The organism is Bacillus sp. BHET2, from assembly GCF_005938125.1.
In the GTDB taxonomy this organism is placed as follows: domain Bacteria; phylum Bacillota; class Bacilli; order Bacillales; family Bacillaceae_B; genus Rossellomorea.
In genome coordinates, this window is sequence record NZ_VCQN01000002.1 from 351,722 (window position 1) to 369,287 (window position 17,566).

The window sequence follows — 17,566 nt, forward strand, 5'->3', positions numbered from 1 at the left end:
AGTATCGTACCACCCTATTATTAATAGAAATTTAACCTAATGTAAAGAAAATGTAAAATGTACGAAACGTACTAAGTTTTTTCCAACCCTTCACCACGGGAATATGGAGACGGCTGCTTATTTAAGGTGACGGTAAAGGTCGTTCCTTTATTCAGCTCACTCTCGACGTCCACATTCCCTTCGTGTGCCTCGATAATATGTTTAACGATGGCCAGTCCTAAGCCGGTTCCCCCTGAATTACGGCTTCTCGCTTTATCGACACGATAAAAACGTTCAAAGATACGGGGCATCTCTTCTTGACTGATCCCCATTCCGTTATCCTTCACGCTCACGTATACCTTATCTGAATCTTCTTGTATCGTAATTTGGACATCTCCGCCTTTTGGGGTGTACACAATGGCGTTGCTGACCAAGTTGATGAATACCTGTTTTAATCGATAAGAGTCGACTACTGCCATTCCCCTAGAATGGAAGGACGTTCTGAGGGAGATGTCTTTTGATTTTGCTTTTTCCTGAAGGATCGGCATCACGTCTTCAATCAGACTAGCCACTTCTTCCTCATGGAGAGAAAGTTCGAATCCATGTTTTTCGATTTTTGACAGCTCCAATAGATCTTGGATCAGGGATTGCAGCCTGTCACTTTCCATTAGAATAATGTCTAAAAACGATTTTAACGTATCTGGGTCATTCATGGCACCGTCTAATAACGTTTCTGAGAAGCCTTTAATGCTTGTAATCGGCGTTTTAAGTTCATGGGAAACATTGGCCACAAAGTCTTTACGCATTTGCTCAAGCTTTTTGAGCTCCGTAATGTCATGGAAGACAACGACAATCCCTTTCCACTCGTCGTTATTCCCGATAATAGGGGCACCATACACTTCATAATGCTTCCGGTCCATTTTGTGAGGAAGAAGGATCTGCTTCCGCAACCGTTCTTCTGTCATGAAGATTTCTTCCACAAGCTTATTCACTTCCTGATAGTGAATCACCTCATGGTATCTCACTTTCCTCAGCTGACTTTCTTTCAGATTGAAGAAATCCCGGAACGTCCTGTTCGTCAATACTACAAATCCTCGATGATCGATTAGGAGCAGTGCGCTTCCCATGTTCTCGATCAAAGTTGTTAAACGGTCCTGCTGCAGCCCTTGTGTGTTCACCATCTCTTGCAGATTCCTCGCCAGTATATTGATTGAGGAACTCAGCATACTCGTTTCATCAAGTCGATCTTCATAGGTACGGGCGCGATAATTCCCTTTGGCTAGTTCAATCGCGACGTTTGTCGCCGATTCAATTGGCTTGGTGTACCTTACGGTGATCCTCGAGCCAAGTATAATAATGAGGACTAGAGCAAGTCCCAGTGAAATCGACAGAACAAACCAAATTTGCTGTGTACCTTTTTCAAGAGCTGCAACTTCCGTACTCATGATGAGCAGCCCCATCTTTTCATTATCTTTATTTATAAGCGGATACCAATAATATCTAAATTCTGTTCCCGTCGTAACGAGTTTCTTGTGCTTTTGTTTTACATTCCAGTTCTTGTGGATTTCTTTGACGATTTTTTTTTGCTGTGGACCGACAAGCGATTTGTCTGCTTCCGTATCATGGACCACACTACCCTGTTTATCCAGAATAGTGATCCTCACGTCCAATATGTCACTCAAACCTTTGATCATATCCGGATCAATCTCTTCTGGTGCACCATTCTCTTCAATTGAACCAGCGAGTAGTCTCGCTTCCTTTTCGATCCTGGAATTAAACGTATCCAAATAGAAGTTCTTAAAGATCTGTCCCAAGAGTAACCCAAGTCCTATTAATACAGCAATGATTAGCGTGATAAGAGCAAATAGGAGCTTTGTTCTAAACTTGCTCATCGATTTTTAGGCTCCTCCAATTTATACCCCAGTCCTCGAATCGTTTTAATATAAGTAGGTTTTTTGGTATTGGCTTCGATTTTTTCCCGTAAATGGCTAATATGCACATCAACGATTCTCGTATCTCCGGCAAAGTCGTAATTCCATACTGCACTCAGCAATTGATCTCTCGTCAATACTCTTCCTTTATTATCCGTCAAGTACAGAAGGAGCTCGAATTCCTTTGGCGTCAATTCAAGTAATTCCCCTTGGAAATAGGCCTCATATTGTTCAGGGTAAATCTTTAATTCCCCGACTTCCTTGTAATCTGTCGGTTCTGCGGCAGTTGAATCCGCCGCTTCTTGGATGGCTTGACTTCGTCTTAAGATCGCTTTCACCCTTGCAACCACTTCCCTGGGACTGAACGGCTTTGTCATATAGTCGTCTGCTCCAAGCTCCAATCCAAGTACTTTATCAAACTCATCATCCTTCGCCGTCAACATCAGAATCGGGATGTTAATCTTGCGTTGGCGCAGTTCTTTGCACACTTCAATGCCATCCATAGAAGGAAGCATCAGGTCAAGAATGATCAAATCCGGAGATTCTTCAATCGCTATATCCCTTCCCTCTTCGCCATCATGTGCCGTTGTAACCGAATAACCGGATTGCTCCAGATTGTACTTTAAGAGTGTTGCAATAGATTGTTCATCATCGACTACCAAGATTTTTTTGCTCATTTGTTGTGCCTCCAGAAAAAAAATTAACCCCATCATCCAATCGTTTATGTAATTGTACTCTCATTATAATATAAATCCTGAGGCTTACCATCATTTAAAGAGATTTACCATTGATAGATTTCTTCCGGTATGGAATATAACCGACATAGCCTTAGCTCTAATCTATTAATATGATGCACTTCTCAGTCGTTATTTATCATTATAACGAATAAAAAAAGAGCTATGGTTTCATAGCTCCTTCTCGTCATTAGAAATTTTCTAACGCATGACTATTCATTTTTTCTAAGCGATGAGGTGGGCAAACTTTTATTGTCCCGTTCAGAACTTTCTCATCCTCTTCATTGGTAGCCGACACACTAATCGTTACCAGGTGGCTGTTCGTATCGACTTCCGTTACTTCAAACAGAAATTGCACCGTTGCGTAATGGTAGACCGGTTTAGGAAATTCGATCGTTTGCTCTACAATATGAGAGCCCGGACCTGGCAGATATTTTGATACAGCGGATGTAATGATTCCAGTTAACATGATGGTTGGCACAATCGGTTTTTTAAACGGTGTTTGTGAAGCATAATCATGCTGAATATATAATGGATTCGCATCATTTGTGAGCCCTAAATAGAGAAGCAATGCGTTGTCTTCTATTTTTTCAGTAAGGGTCAGCTTTTCTCCAATAGTCATTTCTTCGATTTTTCTTCCCAGTTTTCTCTTTTTCCCCAATAACATAAGAAGCACCTCCGGTATGTAAACGATTACATTTTTAAATAATAGAAATAATGTTTATTGTCTGTCTATTATCATTTTAACATTTTTAGGTTTTCCTTACAAAGAGTTTTTACGCATGTGGGGGTTATTTTTAATGGTTTGATTGATGGTGCTATGAATCTTAATCGCATAAGGGTTAAATCTCAAACCAATAATAATAGCTGAGTAATACTATACTAACTACCATAATAAAAAAGTAACTTCTTTTGTTTTTGGTTCGTCTAGTGCCTCCGAAATAAAAATAGAGTGCACCCACTACAAATATTACATAGGCAATCCATTTAATAAGAATATCCTTATGTCACCTCATTAATGATATTGTTTCATTCTGTAAAAATGATTGCAGCTAAAAGAAGCAGCAATTTTTCCACCTACCCTTCATTAATACCATTATTTACCTAAATTTAATTATCCATTAATTCCTTCCTTTCATCAATGCTCTTATCCCAATTAATGCTTCAATTGTTGAATATAGAAACTCTTTAGCTGATTTTTCATTAATCTATATAAAAAAAACTGACCTCCCAAAAGGAAGTCAGTTTTACATTAAATCAATCAAGCCAATGAAGACATCACATTTTTGACAGCTTCTGCTGAGTTGGCCAGTGCTGATTTTTCTTCGTCGGTTAGTTCGAGTTCGATAATCTTTTCTAAGCCGTTGCCACCTAGGATGGTCGGGACACCGAGATAGATACCATCGAATCCGTATTCACCTTCTAAGTAAGCAATCGCAGGGATGACGCGGCGTTGATCCTTAAGGATGGCTTCTACCATTTGGACAAGTGAAGCCGCTGGAGCGTAGTAGGCACTGCCGTTACCGAGTAGTCCTACAATTTCGCCCCCGCCTTTCCGGGTACGCTCAACGATGGCGTCCAGACGGTCTTTAGGGATCAATGTCTCTAAAGGGATGCCTCCTGCATATGAGTAACGAATAAGAGGAACCATATCATCTCCGTGGCCACCCAGAACGAATCCAGTAATATCCTTCACAGACAGGTTTAATTCCTGAGCCACAAACGTACGGAAACGAGCTGTATCCAATACTCCCGATTGCCCGATCACGCGCTCTTTCGGGAAGCCGGACTCTTTGAAAACGGTATACGTCATGGCATCCACAGGATTGGTTAAAACGATGATATAGCAATCAGGTGAATACTTCACGATTTGCTGCGTGACTGATTTCATGACCTTTTGATTGGTCTGAACGAGATCATCGCGGCTCATTCCCGGTTTACGGGCAATCCCTGCAGTGATGACAACGATATCTGAATCCTTTGTATCTTCATAGTTGGACGTACCGGTAATGTTTGCATCAAACCCTTGTACCGGGCTTGCTTCAAGCATATCCAGGGCTTTCCCTTTTGTTGGATCTTCATTTTGCGGGATATCAACCAATACCACATCTCCAAGCTCTTTCTGAGCGAGCATAAGTGCCGTAGTCGCTCCAGTGAAACCTCCACCGATAACAGATACTTTTCTACGTTTAATTGCCATCATAATTCCCCCTATTCGTGTCATTATGTAAAGGAAGGAGTGCTCCAGAACGAAGCACCCCAACCCTATGTCATATTATTATGCTTCCATGTTTTCGATCAAAGCAGAACCGAACTCAGAGCATTTCACTTCAGTTGCTCCATCCATTAGACGGGCAAAGTCATATGTTACGACTTTAGAAGCAATTGTTTTCTCCATTGATTTCGAAATCAGGTTAGCAGCTTCTGTCCAACCAAGGTGTTCAAGCATAAGCACACCTGAAAGGATAACAGATGAAGGATTTACTTTATCCATACCTGCATATTTAGGAGCTGTTCCGTGAGTTGCCTCAAAGATTGCATGTCCTGTTTCGTAGTTGATATTGGCTCCAGGTGCAATACCTATTCCACCTACTTGAGCAGCTAGGGCATCAGAAATGTAATCACCATTCAGGTTCATCGTTGCTACTACATCAAACTCAGCTGGACGAGTAAGAATTTGTTGTAAGAAGATATCAGCGATTGAATCTTTCACGATAATCTTACCAGCAGCTTCAGCTTCAGATTGAGCTTTATTCGCTGCATCCAATCCATCAGCATCTTTGATCTTGTCGTATTGATTCCAAGTGAATACTTTATCCCCGAACTCTTTCTCAGCAAGCTCGTAACCCCAGTTTTTGAAAGCTCCTTCAGTGAACTTCATGATGTTCCCTTTGTGAACCAACGTTACTGATTTACGGCCTTCAGTGATCGCATAATTGATCGCTGCACGGACAAGACGGTTTGTCCCTTCTTCAGATACAGGTTTGATACCGATACCAGACGTTTCAGGGAAACGGATTTTGTTAGCACCCATTTCGTCTTGTAGGAAGCTGATTAATTTTTTGACTTCATCAGAACCTTTTGCGTATTCGATACCTGCATAGATATCTTCAGTGTTTTCACGGAAGATGACCATGTCAGTATCTTCAGGACGCTTAACCGGTGAAGGAACACCTTCAAAGTAACGTACTGGACGCAGGCAAGTGAATAGGTCTAATTCCTGACGAAGCGCAACGTTCAATGAGCGGATTCCGCCACCAACAGGAGTTGTTAGAGGACCTTTAATAGCAATGAAATATTCACGGATTGCGTCAAGTGTATCATTTGGAAGCCATTCGCCAGTTTTGTTGAATGCTTTTTCTCCGGCATATACTTCTTTCCATGAGATCTTGCGTTCACCTTTGTATGCTTTTTCAACAGAAGCATCTAGAACGCGCTTGGCTGATGCCCAAATATCTGGACCTGTTCCGTCACCTTCAATGAATGGGACGATTGGATTGTTTGGCACGTTAAGTTGGCCGTTTTGGTTTGTGATTTTTTCACCTTGTGTCATTATGTAACCTCCATTTTTTCATTATCAAAGGGGATGACTATAAGTGCCCTATGCATTTAGAGTCAGTCCCCTTCTCTTATTTATTACACCAATATTTTTAGTATTTGTAAATATTGATGATTAACCTCTTTGATCAACCGGAACGTATTCCTGCTTGCCAGGCCCCACATAATCAGCACGAGGGCGGATTAAGCGGTTGTTAGAATATTGTTCTAAAATATGTGCTAACCAGCCAGAAACTCGGCTTACTGCAAAGATCGGCGTAAATAGATCATGGTCGATACCTAAGCTATGATATACGGATGCCGAGTAGAAATCAACATTTGGCGGCAAGCCTTTATTGGACGTAAATACATCTTCTACTTTAACGGACATTTCGTAATATTTACTTTCGCCTCTTAATTCAGTTAGTTTTTTCGACATTTCTTTAAGATGCTTGGCACGTGGATCTCCTTGACGGTATACACGGTGTCCAAATCCCATGATTTTTTCTTTCTTTTCTAGTTTATCCAGGATATATGATTCTGCTTTATCGACAGATCCGATTTCAGTTAGCATCTTCATTACCTGCTCATTTGCTCCACCGTGAAGCGGTCCTTTTAAGGCACCGATCGCAGCAGTAACACCAGAGTACACATCAGAAAGTGTAGCAACACAAACACGTGCTGTAAACGTAGAAGCGTTTAATTCATGGTCCGCATGTAGGACAAGAGCTTTATTGAATGCCTCGATTTCAATTGGCTCCGGGTCTTTACCATTTAGCATATATAAGAAGTTGGCTGCAAACCCAAGATCCTTACGAGGAGCAATTGGCTCCTGACCATTGCGGATACGCGCAAAGCTTGTTACAATTGTCGGAATTTTAGCTTGAAGTCGAACCGCTTTTAAGTAGTTTTCCTTCTCTTCCATTACATCCGCTTTATCATCATATAATCCAAGTAAAGATACTGCAGAGCGTAATGCAGCCATTGGATGAACTTCCTTAATGTTGTACATTTTGAAATGCTCGATTACTTCTTTAGGCAGTGCAGCGTTATCTGCTAACAGCTCTTTAAATTCTTGAAGTTCTGATGAAGTAGGTAATTTAAGGTGCCATAATAAGTAGATAACCTCTTCAAAACTAGCATTATTTGCCAAATCATCAATGTTGTAGCCAACATATGTAAGAGTATCGTCAATGATTGAACTGATAGATGATGTCGTTGCTACAACTCCTTCTAAACCGCGAGTTGCTGTCATAATAATCTCTCCTTTTGGTAAGTATTTCTCTTTTACCCATTTTCATATGAGCATAAAACCCTATAACACATTAATCAGTACTAAAGGCTTGTTTAAAAAGAACGTAAATGAACACGTTGAGCGATTGCTCAATTCCTATACAAAAAATGATTCCCTGCTCCTACTATAATAACACTAGAGCTTGGGATGCGCTTACATTTCCTATTATAAACAATTATCTGACTTTTGTGAATGAAAACGCACTAATTTCTCTAAAAATTATTTTTCTAGAAAAATAAACCATTGGAAAAAAGGATATATAATGTTCTCCAATGCTTTGGAAAGGACCACCTAAAAAATGATGAATGGCCATCCCGAAATCCTCATCAAGAGTGAACGGGCATGATCCACAAAGCATTCTTTACAGAAAAAGTTCGTATAATTTCATCGCTAAATAGGCGATTCCTGCTCCAATCAGCGGGCCGACTGCAACTCCCTTAAAGATTGCCACAGCGAGTACAGTTCCAAGAACAAGCGCTGTCGTAATGTGAGGATCGTTCTCCAAGAGCGTCAATCCACTCTTTGCAATTAAGGCAACAGCCATTCCTGAAGCAAGAGCAATCCAGGCATAAGGTGATTTCAGTGAATCAAATAGATCTTTAAAGCCGATTTCACCGGTTGCAATCGGTGCCAAAACCGCAATCGTAATGATGGTCACACCCCAATTAATTCCTTTGGACTGTATGGTAGCAAACACCCTTTCATCTAGACCGACTAATTTAAGAACGAGTAAAAATGCTACGGCTATAATGATGGACTGGTTCTTTGCTATAAACCCTATTCCTAATAAGAGTAACAAAAACAGAAATGGCTGTGTCATCTAAGCATACTTCCTTCCTCTTCCATTCTCCAATCATTATCCTAGCATATCAACTTTTCTTCTCTGTAATAAAAATGCCGGACCATCTCAAATTAAACTTCCTTTCATTTCCTGTCTCCTATAAAATAGAAGTACTAGACTGGGTAGGAGGGAAGCCCTTGAACTTAGAATATGTTTATCGAACGATCCGGTTTCTGATTGTTGTAGCGATCATCATACTCTCACTGATTTCACTCTATTACATATGGAAACTTGCATATCCGTTTTTCATCGCCATAGCAATCGCCTTATTGATCAACCCAATGGTGAATTGGCTTGAACGATGGCTTCCGAGGATATGGTCCGTCACCTTATCTCTTATCTTGATTGTGGCCATCTTCGCAGGGCTCATCACGTTACTCATTGCCGAGATTGTTTCAGGAGCCAATTATTTAGCCGAAGTGCTCCCTGATCACGTTGATACTCTGGTGACATATGCAGAGGACTTCATCGTTGGACACGTGATCCCCTTCTACAATCAGCTTGCCGGATTGTTCAAAAATCTTGAAGCGGGCCAACAGGATACGATATTGAAGAATGTCCAGACGGCGGGAACGAAAATTGCCACTTCTGCAGGAGACTTCCTGCAAAACTTTTTCACAAAGCTGCCACAGCTGATCTCATGGATCCCGAATGCGGCGTCCGTCCTCATTTTTGCTGCTTTGGCTACATTCTTTATCAGCAAGGACTGGTATACATTATCTGCTAAAGCCGAGAAAATCATTCCTGGCAAAGCAATGACCAGTGGTAGAAAGGTATTCATTGACTTAAAAAAGGCATTGTTCGGATTCATACGCGCTCAGTTTACGCTCATTTCCATCACGGCTATCATTGTGCTGATTGGACTGATCATTCTCAGAGTAGATTACGCAATCACCATCGCCCTTGTGACTGGCCTAGTCGATATTCTGCCGTATCTAGGTACAGGAGCCGTGTTCGTTCCCTGGATCATTTATGAGTTCATTACCGGTAACGTTGGATTGGGAATCGGCCTATCTGTCCTCTATATGGTCGTTGTCGTCCAACGCCAAATCATGGAGCCGAAGGTCTTGTCTTCAAGCATCGGACTGGATCCCCTTGCGACACTGGTCGCTCTCTTCGTCGGCTTTAAGCTCATCGGGTTCCTCGGATTGATCGTAGGACCTGTCGTATTAGTCATTCTCTCCACTCTAAAAAGAGCCGGTGTCTTCGAAGATACATGGAAGTTTATTATGGGAGTAAAATAGAAAAAGCACTGCTCACGAGCAGTGCTTTTTCCTTATCTGTATATGATGACATTCCCGTTATTGATCCAGCGCTTGAATAACCTGTAAATAAACGGCTTGAATAGATTACGCGTCGGTGGAAGCAAAAGAAGGAATCCAATGGCGTCGGTGATAAAGCCAGGCGTCAACAGAACGACCCCACCAACCAGAATGCAAAGTCCATCCATGATGGCATCTCCCGGTAGCTGACCGTACTGCATGTCCTTCTGTGCTTTTCGAAGAGTCTCGATACCTTGCTTTTTAGCCAAATATGCACCGAGAATCCCGGTGGATATGATCAGTAACACGGTTGGAATCAGTCCGATCGCCTGTCCTGAAAGAACAAGTAACCCAATTTCCAACGCAGGAACAATGATTAACAATAACAATATATATCTCATGAAGGATTCCTCCATTCGTTTTAATACTTGCTACTTTTATTATAACATATTAGATGTTTGCCGTATTATGTGGGGGATTATGTTAAATAGTAGAGGTGTTTATAGCGCTTATTACTTTTTTTGTGCTCTTTTATGGAGAGAGGGGTGTTTGGTGTGGTACTTTTTGTGGTTGTTGCGGAACTTTAGCCTGTTGTTGCGGAACTTTCATCATGTATTGCGGAACTTTAGCCGATTGGTGCGGAACTTTCATCATGTATTGCGGAACTTTAGCCGATTGGTGCGGAACTTTCATCATGTATTGCGGAACTTTAGCCGATTGGTGCGGAACTTTCATCATGTATTGCGGAACTTCCACCTTCGATTGGGCCACTTTCATCATTAATTGGGCCACTCTCACCGTTAATCGGGCCACTTTTCTCATTTATCGGGCCAAATTGTGAACATTCACTTCACCCCCCCAAAAAAAACCAATCAAAAAAAGCCAGAGTCCAAACCGGACTCTGGCTTTCATTCTCTTCCTTACAGTACGCTAGCGTAACCGTTATAAATCACACCGTGGGTAGCATCGACGGTAATTTCCTGACCGTTTTCGAATAGGGAAGTTGCATTGTCAACACCTACAACTACAGGGATTCCTAAGCTGATTCCGACAACCGCTGCATGGCTTGTCAATCCGCCTTCTTCAACGATGAGTGCCGAACATTTTTCAATGGCTGGCATCATGTCTTTATCCGTACCGATGGTGATAAGGACGGATCCTGGTTGTGTATTCTTAACTGCCTCTTCAGCAGTTGTTGCGACAACAGCTTTACCGTATGCAGATTTGCGGCCAATTCCTTGACCTTTTGCAACGATATCGCCTACTACATGAATTTTCATTAGGTTGGTTGTTCCTGATTCACCGATTGGAACACCAGCTGTGATCACGATACGATCTCCATGCTTTGTCATGCCTGAGTTTACGCTCTCTTCTACAGCCATATCAAGCATTTCATCCGTTGTCGTCACTTGACGTCCAACTGTAGGGTATACGCCCCACACAAGCGCCAGACGGCGTGATACAGAGTCTGTACCAGTAACGGCTACGATTGGTGCTTTCGGACGGTATTTAGAGATCATGCGGGCAGTGTGACCACTTTCAGTCGGAGCCACAATAGCATTCACATCAAGGTTAAGAGCCGTGTATGCGACCGATTGGCCGATGGCGTCCGTCATGTTGTGCTCACTATCTTTGCTGCGCTTAGATAAGATTGCATTGAAATCAAGGGCGGTTTCTGCTCTTGAAGCAATGTTATGCATCGTTTGAACTGCTTCTACAGGATACGTCCCTGCAGCTGTTTCCCCAGAAAGCATGATGGCATCTGTACCATCGAAGATCGCATTGGCAACGTCACTTGCTTCTGCTCTTGTTGGTCTTGGATTGCGCTGCATGGAATCAAGCATTTGAGTTGCTGTGATAACCGGCTTCCCTAATGAATTACATTTCTTGATAAGTTGCTTCTGAACCAATGGTACCTCTTCAGCTGGAATCTCAACACCAAGATCTCCACGGGCTACCATTAGACCGTCTGAAACTTCAAGGATTTCGTCAATATTGTCTACACCCTCTTGATTTTCAATCTTAGGGATGATTTGAATGTGAGAAGCTTTATGCTCTTCTAATAATTGACGGATTTCTAATACATCCGATGCACGACGAACGAATGATGCGGCAATAAAGTCGACACCTTGTTCAATACCGAATACGATATCACTTGCATCTTTATCAGTGATTCCCGGAAGGTTTACAGATACACCTGGTACGTTAACGCCTTTTTTATTCTTTAATACACCGCTATTTTGTACAAGTGTATGAATCTCGCCATTTGCACGGTCGATTTCCGTCACTTCTAATCCGATTAATCCGTCGTCAAGAAGGATTTTCGAACCAACGTGAATATCGTCAATTAATCCTTCGTATGTAACGGAGAATTTCTCGGTTGTTCCCAGTACTTCCTTCATGGAAACGATGATGTTTGAACCTTGAGTTAATTCGATTGCACCGTCTTCCATATTGTTCGTACGGATTTCCGGGCCTTTTGTATCAAGTAAGATACCTACGGTTTTGCCAGCTTTTTCAGCAGCTTCTCGGATGTTTACAATTCGTTGTCCATGTTCTTCATGGTCACCATGTGAAAAATTCAGACGGGAAACGTTCATCCCCGCTTCGATTAGTTGTGATAACTTATCGACACTTTCACTTGCAGGTCCAATCGTACATACTATTTTCGTTTTTCTCATTTTCTCTACCTCCTGAAATCTTACAACAATTTAGATTGAAAGCTCTTTGGAAAGTCTGTACATGTTAAAGTCAATTTGATGTGGCTTGGCAAGTGCTTCAATTATATCGTAATCAACTAGTTGATTTTTCTCAATCCCTACTGCTCTGCCGCCTTTTCCATGAGCCAATAACTCGACTGCATGAGCACCTAAACGGCTTGCCAACACACGGTCGGCAGCGGTTGGTGTTCCTCCCCGCTGAATATGACCGAGGACAGATACCCGGGTATCCATTCCTGTTGCTTCGGTGAAACGATTGGCGAATTCATTCGCAGACATCACACCTTCTGCAACGATGATTACACTGTGCTTCTTCCCACGTTCCTGTCCTTTCTTCAATCGATTAACGACATCATCAAGATCGAATTTCTCTTCAGGGATCAGGATCGTTTCAGCACCACCTGCAAGACCGGACCACAGGGCGATATCACCTGCGTTACGTCCCATCACTTCAATGATGAACGTTCTCTCATGTGACGTTGCCGTATCACGAATCTTATCAATCGCATCGATTACTGTGTTCAGAGCTGTATCAAATCCGATTGTATATTCAGTACCTGGAATATCGTTATCAATCGTTCCTGGTACACCGACACAAGGGTAACCCCATTCCGTTAACGCCTTCGCCCCTTGGTAAGAACCATCTCCACCAATGACAACAAGGCCTTCAATCCCGTGTTTCTCCAGTTGCTGGATGCCTTTTTGCTGACCTTCTTTTGTTTTAAACTCTTCACAGCGTGCTGTATACAGCATCGTACCGCCACGATGAATGATATCACCAACAGAGCCAAGTTCAAGCTTTTGGATGTTTCCGTTAATTAATCCATTGTACCCTTGATAAACCCCGTACACTTCCAGGTCAAGGAAGATTGCCTTACGCACAACGGCACGGACAGCCGCGTTCATTCCTGGTGAATCTCCACCACTCGTTAACACACCAATCTTCTTCACTGCGATCACCTCATTAAGAAATATCCCTTTATATGTAAATGAATTGAGTAACTTGTTAATCGTTTCACATAAATCAAAGAATAGGAAAATTGAACATTGTATCCTGTTACATTCATTACATTATTATGAACCAATAGACTTTGGATTATTTCTAAAATAACACGAAGATTCAAGGTTCTCAACTAGATACGCAAAGGAAATCTAAAAGACGAAATAATCTTTTAAATGGAAGCGTTTTAATTGCTAATAAATTCTAAATAACGCCACAAATGGATATTCTTAAGGTGATTTCTGACTTTCCCAATGAAAAGACTGACAAACGGTCCATCCCTTTTGTCAGTCTATCGTTTAGTGTGATTTTACCCCGATTAAATCATTTAAAACCGAATATTCGCCCATGGCTTTGAATTTATCATAGCGATGTTGAATCAATTCGTCCTTCTTCATAGGAATCAATTCTCTCAATGATTCCTTCAGGACAGTGTTAATATAGCCAGCTTGCTCTTCTACACCTTTATGGGCACCGCCTTTAACTTCCGGGACGATCTCATCGACGATTCCAAGTTCCTTCAAGTCCGGCGCCGTAATCTTCATGGATTCTGCTGCACGCTTCGCTTGGGTAGAATCCTTCCAAAGAATGGCTGCTGCCCCTTCAGGAGAAATAACAGAGTAAGTAGAGTTTTCAAGCATATGGATGTGATTTCCTACGCCTAATGCCAGGGCACCACCGCTTCCACCTTCTCCGATGACCATGCAGATAATTGGCACAGTCATGCCTGCCATTTCTACTAAATTCCTGGCGATGGCTTCGCTTTGTCCTCTTTCCTCTGCCGCCTTACCAGGGTAGGCACCCTTTGTATCGATAAAGCAAATAATCGGACGGTTGAATTTCTCTGCCTGTTTCATCAATCGTAGGGCTTTTCTATACCCTTCTGGATGGGGCATACCAAAGTTTCGGCGGATATTTTCTTTCGTATCCTTCCCTCTTTGGTGTCCAATAATCGTGACAGGTACATCGTGAAATTTTCCGACACCTGACACAATGGCCTCATCATCCCCGTACAGACGGTCTCCGTGCATTTCAATGAAGTCTGTAAAGAGATAATTTATATAATCCAGCGTCGTAGGGCGGTTAGGATGTCGAGCTACCTGTACCCTTTCCCACGGCTTCATGTTTTCGTAAATATCATTTTCAAGCTTATCGAGACGGCTCTCAAGCTTTTCGATTTCTTTCGATAAATCTACGTCTGAATTCTGAGTAAATTCCTTCAGCTCGGCTATTTTCTTCTTAAGCTCGAGTACAGGTTTTTCAAACTCCATCTCATTTACCATGGTAGATCACCGTCCCACTGATGTATATCAAGTACTGTTCCGATCTTCTCTTTTAATTCAAGTCTTGAAATGACCCCGTCAAGCTGACCGTGTTTTAATAGAAATTCTGACGTTTGGAAGTCTTCCGGTAAGTCTTCCCGAATCGTTTGTTCAATGATCCTTCTCCCCGCGAATCCAATAAGGGCACCAGGCTCGGCGAAATTGTAATCCCCGACAGAAGCAAAGCTTGCCGACACCCCACCTGTCGTTGGATGCGTCATGATCGAGATGAAGAGACCCCCATTTTCGCTCAATCGATTCAGGGCTACGCTGGTCTTAGCCATTTGCATTAATGAAAGCACACCTTCTTGCATTCTTGCTCCGCCGGAAGCGGTAAAGATGATGAAGGGAACCTTCCGTTTATCGGCTTCTTCGATGGCTCTCGTGATTTTCTCACCAACGACAGATCCCATGCTACCCATTCTGAAACGGGAATCCATAATGGCTGTCACCACTTCGATACCATTCACCTTCCCAGAACCAGTCAGGACCGCTTCATTCATGCCTGTCTTCTTTCGATCCTTTTCAACCTTCCCCTCATAATCGGGAAAGCCAAGAGGGTTTACCGAAACAAGCTCACGATCCAGCTCCTCAAACGTTCCTTTATCTATAAAACTATTGACTCTCTCAGGCGAACTCATCCCATGATGAAACCCACAGTGAATACATACTTTTAAATTCTTTTGAAGCTCTTTCGTGTACATGATCTTTTTGCAATCAGGACACTTTGTCATGATTCCTTCCGGTACATCCTGTTTGGACGCTTCAGAAGGGATCGTTGCATATTTTTTCTTTTTCGATTTATTAAAAAGTTCCTTAAGCAAGGTGAAACCTCCTTACCGAATGACAGTAGCATAGAAGAAAGAAAAATAGTAATGCCTATCACATTCTCCAAAATGACAGCTGCTCATTCGCTTCTAGTAGTAAATGCATGATATAAAACTGCTTGACTATCAGTTTAATGGAAAGGTTTAAAAAAAGATGTTGGAAATTGTCACATCTTTATCGACAATTTTTCTTACCCTTTTATATGTCTCTTGCACAGTCTCTTTCTCTTGATGTTGGATTCCTTGAAGCATCTTAATCAACTCTTCCTTTATAGCAGGGGTGAGTGCTTTCTCCCCACAGATCAAGGTTTCGAAGTCATTTAATATATTCCAGATACGGTGGGATAAATGATTCGGGCTCATCAACACGATCTCCCTGAAAACCTCGTTCAGGTTTTCGCTATCAGATATCTTCTCCACCAAAGTATCCATCTTCTTTTTTTCATAATAAAGGTCTTTGAGTGCTTCCTTTTCGATCATCATCTTCGCATAGAGAATATCACTCTGCGCTTTGTCGTCCTGCAGAATGAACATTCCAAGTAGATCGATTAGATGATGATCCCGGAAATCTCTTAAAAAGGTACCTTCTCCTCTTCTTGTTTCAATCAAGCCCAGCAGCTCCAATGCCCGAAGTGCTTCCCTGACAGAAGAACGGCCAACGTTCAACCGATCGGTCAGTTCCCTTTCAGATGGAATCTTGTCACCTGGCTGCAGGCCATCCTTTGATATCATTTCTCGTAATTGGTGAACAATTCCAATATAGACCTTAGCGTGAGCATGGAGAGAGTTCACTTCCGCCATCATTCACTCTTCCCGATTACCGCTAAATCTTCCGTCTTTTTACGGATCTCTTCAGGATCCACCTTTAAGCGGGCTACACCGGTTTCCATCGCCGTCTTGGCAACGGCAGCTGCAACAGCTGGTGCCACTCGCTTATCGAACGGAGCCGGGATCACATAGTCTGCATTCAATTCGTCTTCACTGATTAACTCTGCAATCGCTTCTACAGCCGCTTGCTTCATCTTTTCATTGATGTGGGTAGCGCGGACATCAAGTGCCCCGCGGAAAATCCCAGGGAACGCCAGAACATTATTCACCTGGTTAGGGAAATCAGAACGGCCAGTCCCTACAACCTTCGCTCCAGCTGCTTTCGCAAGCTCAGGCATAATCTCAGGGACAGGGTTCGCCATAGCGAAGATGATCGGATCCTGCTTCATAGAGGAAACCATTTCTTCTGTTAAAGCTCCTGCAACGGATACACCGATGAATACATCAGCGTCTTTCATCACTTCCGAAAGTCCACCCTTGATGTGATCTCGGTTCGTAAATTTCGCGACTTCGTCTTTAATAACGTTCATTCCTTCAGGGCGACCTTCATAAATCGCTCCCTTAGAATCGCACATAATGATATCTCTCACTCCATACCTGTACAGAAGTTTGATGATGGCCATACCGGCAGCACCGGCGCCGTTTGCCACAACTTTGATTTCCGACATCTTCTTCCCGACAATCTTGAGAGCGTTCACAAGTCCCGCCACAGTAACAATCGCCGTACCATGCTGATCATCATGGAATACCGGGATATTGGTTTCCTTCTTTAATCGTTCTTCAATCTCAAAGCAATTCGGAGCTGCGATATCTTCTAGATTCACTCCACCAAATGTAGGCTCAAGAAGTTTAACCGTCTCGACAATCTTGTCCACATCGGTTGTGTTCAAACAGATAGGGAACGCATCTACACCGGCGAAGCTCTTGAATAGCACCGCTTTTCCTTCCATAACAGGAAGAGAAGCTTCCGGTCCAATGTTTCCAAGACCAAGGACTGCCGTACCATCGGATACAACAGCTACCATATTTCCTTTCATCGTGTAGTCATAGACCGTTTCTGGCTTGTCATAAATGACCTTACAAGGCTCGGCTACTCCAGGTGAGTAAGCTAAGCTCAAGTCATCGGCATTCCGCACTTCCACCTTGGATTTCGTTTCTAGTTTCCCTTTGTTCACTCGATGCATATGCAGAGCTTCTTCACGTAATGACAAATTGTCCCACTCCTTTTTGTTTCTGTACATTCTATTGATCAGCGATCATGGATCTTCTAAAGGTAAACGATATATATTTT

The 17,566-nt window shown here is 42.5% G+C and carries 16 protein-coding genes; 1 reads left to right on the forward strand and 15 read right to left on the reverse strand.

The features are described 5' to 3' along the window. Window positions 1–71: 71 nt before the first annotated feature. The 7 genes from pnpS to FGG79_RS11410 all read right to left on the reverse strand — a co-directional run bounded on the left by pnpS (window position 72) and on the right by FGG79_RS11410 (window position 8,295). Window positions 72–1,871: a two-component system histidine kinase PnpS gene (gene pnpS, locus FGG79_RS11380; RefSeq protein ID WP_138778360.1), complete on the reverse strand. Its 1,800-nt coding sequence runs from the start codon at window positions 1,869–1,871 to the stop codon at window positions 72–74. Further along, entirely contained in the window at window positions 1,868–2,587 is a 720-nt protein-coding gene (locus FGG79_RS11385) for a response regulator transcription factor (protein ID WP_138778362.1), read from the reverse strand. The genes pnpS and FGG79_RS11385 overlap by 4 nt, the downstream gene beginning before the upstream one ends. 247 nt (window positions 2,588–2,834) lie before the next feature. Then, window positions 2,835–3,311, reverse strand: coding sequence for a MaoC family dehydratase (locus FGG79_RS11390; RefSeq protein WP_138778364.1), 477 nt, complete (start codon window positions 3,309–3,311; stop codon window positions 2,835–2,837). A gap of 594 nt (window positions 3,312–3,905) precedes the next feature. After that, window positions 3,906–4,844, reverse strand: coding sequence for a malate dehydrogenase (gene mdh, locus FGG79_RS11395; RefSeq protein ID WP_138778366.1), 939 nt, complete (start codon window positions 4,842–4,844; stop codon window positions 3,906–3,908). A gap of 78 nt (window positions 4,845–4,922) precedes the next feature. Then, entirely contained in the window at window positions 4,923–6,197 is a 1,275-nt protein-coding gene (icd, locus tag FGG79_RS11400) for an NADP-dependent isocitrate dehydrogenase (protein ID WP_138778368.1), read from the reverse strand. 120 nt (window positions 6,198–6,317) lie between these two features. Then, the gene (gene citZ, locus FGG79_RS11405; RefSeq protein WP_138778370.1) at window positions 6,318–7,436 is read right to left on the reverse strand and encodes a citrate synthase; all 1,119 of its coding nucleotides are present in this window, start codon (window positions 7,434–7,436) and stop codon (window positions 6,318–6,320) included. 400 nt (window positions 7,437–7,836) lie between these two features. Further along, a complete protein-coding gene (locus FGG79_RS11410; RefSeq protein WP_138778372.1) occupies window positions 7,837–8,295 on the reverse strand; it encodes a DUF441 domain-containing protein in 459 nt (152 codons plus the stop codon). Between the two features lie 158 nt (window positions 8,296–8,453). Here FGG79_RS11410 and ytvI point away from each other — a divergent pair, with 158 nt between their 5' ends. Continuing rightward, window positions 8,454–9,560: a sporulation integral membrane protein YtvI gene (ytvI, locus tag FGG79_RS11415; protein ID WP_138778374.1), complete on the forward strand. Its 1,107-nt coding sequence runs from the start codon at window positions 8,454–8,456 to the stop codon at window positions 9,558–9,560. A 32-nt stretch (window positions 9,561–9,592) separates the two neighbouring features. Here ytvI and FGG79_RS11420 read toward each other — a convergent pair whose 3' ends face one another. The 8 genes from FGG79_RS11420 to ystJ all read right to left on the reverse strand — a co-directional run bounded on the left by FGG79_RS11420 (window position 9,593) and on the right by ystJ (window position 17,486). After that, the gene (locus tag FGG79_RS11420) at window positions 9,593–9,979 is read right to left on the reverse strand and encodes an FxsA family protein (RefSeq protein ID WP_138778376.1); all 387 of its coding nucleotides are present in this window, start codon (window positions 9,977–9,979) and stop codon (window positions 9,593–9,595) included. A gap of 130 nt (window positions 9,980–10,109) precedes the next feature. Continuing rightward, window positions 10,110–10,400, reverse strand: a complete 291-nt coding sequence (locus FGG79_RS11425) for a hypothetical protein (protein WP_138778378.1) — start codon at window positions 10,398–10,400, stop codon at window positions 10,110–10,112. A 98-nt stretch (window positions 10,401–10,498) separates the two neighbouring features. After that, complete coding sequence (gene pyk / locus FGG79_RS11430; protein ID WP_138778380.1) at window positions 10,499–12,259, reverse strand: pyruvate kinase; 1,761 nt, start codon at window positions 12,257–12,259, stop codon at window positions 10,499–10,501. A gap of 30 nt (window positions 12,260–12,289) precedes the next feature. Next, on the reverse strand, window positions 12,290–13,249 hold the full coding sequence (gene pfkA / locus FGG79_RS11435) for a 6-phosphofructokinase (protein ID WP_138778382.1): 960 nt from the start codon (window positions 13,247–13,249) through the stop codon (window positions 12,290–12,292). Between the two features lie 348 nt (window positions 13,250–13,597). Beyond that, window positions 13,598–14,581: an acetyl-CoA carboxylase carboxyl transferase subunit alpha gene (gene accA / locus FGG79_RS11440; RefSeq protein WP_138778384.1), complete on the reverse strand. Its 984-nt coding sequence runs from the start codon at window positions 14,579–14,581 to the stop codon at window positions 13,598–13,600. Further along, window positions 14,575–15,444 (reverse strand): acetyl-CoA carboxylase, carboxyltransferase subunit beta, encoded by an 870-nt coding sequence (accD, locus tag FGG79_RS11445; protein ID WP_138778386.1) that lies wholly within the window; start codon window positions 15,442–15,444, stop codon window positions 14,575–14,577. Before accD ends, accA begins: the two co-directional genes overlap by 7 nt. Window positions 15,445–15,591: 147 nt before the next feature. Further along, window positions 15,592–16,248 carry a FadR/GntR family transcriptional regulator gene (locus tag FGG79_RS22280; RefSeq protein WP_276607963.1) on the reverse strand — a complete coding sequence of 219 codons (657 nt, stop codon included), beginning with the start codon at window positions 16,246–16,248 and terminating at the stop codon, window positions 15,592–15,594. Further along, entirely contained in the window at window positions 16,248–17,486 is a 1,239-nt protein-coding gene (gene ystJ, locus FGG79_RS11455; protein WP_138778390.1) for an NADP-dependent malic enzyme, read from the reverse strand. Before ystJ ends, FGG79_RS22280 begins: the two co-directional genes overlap by 1 nt. Between the last annotated feature and the right edge of the window lie 80 nt (window positions 17,487–17,566).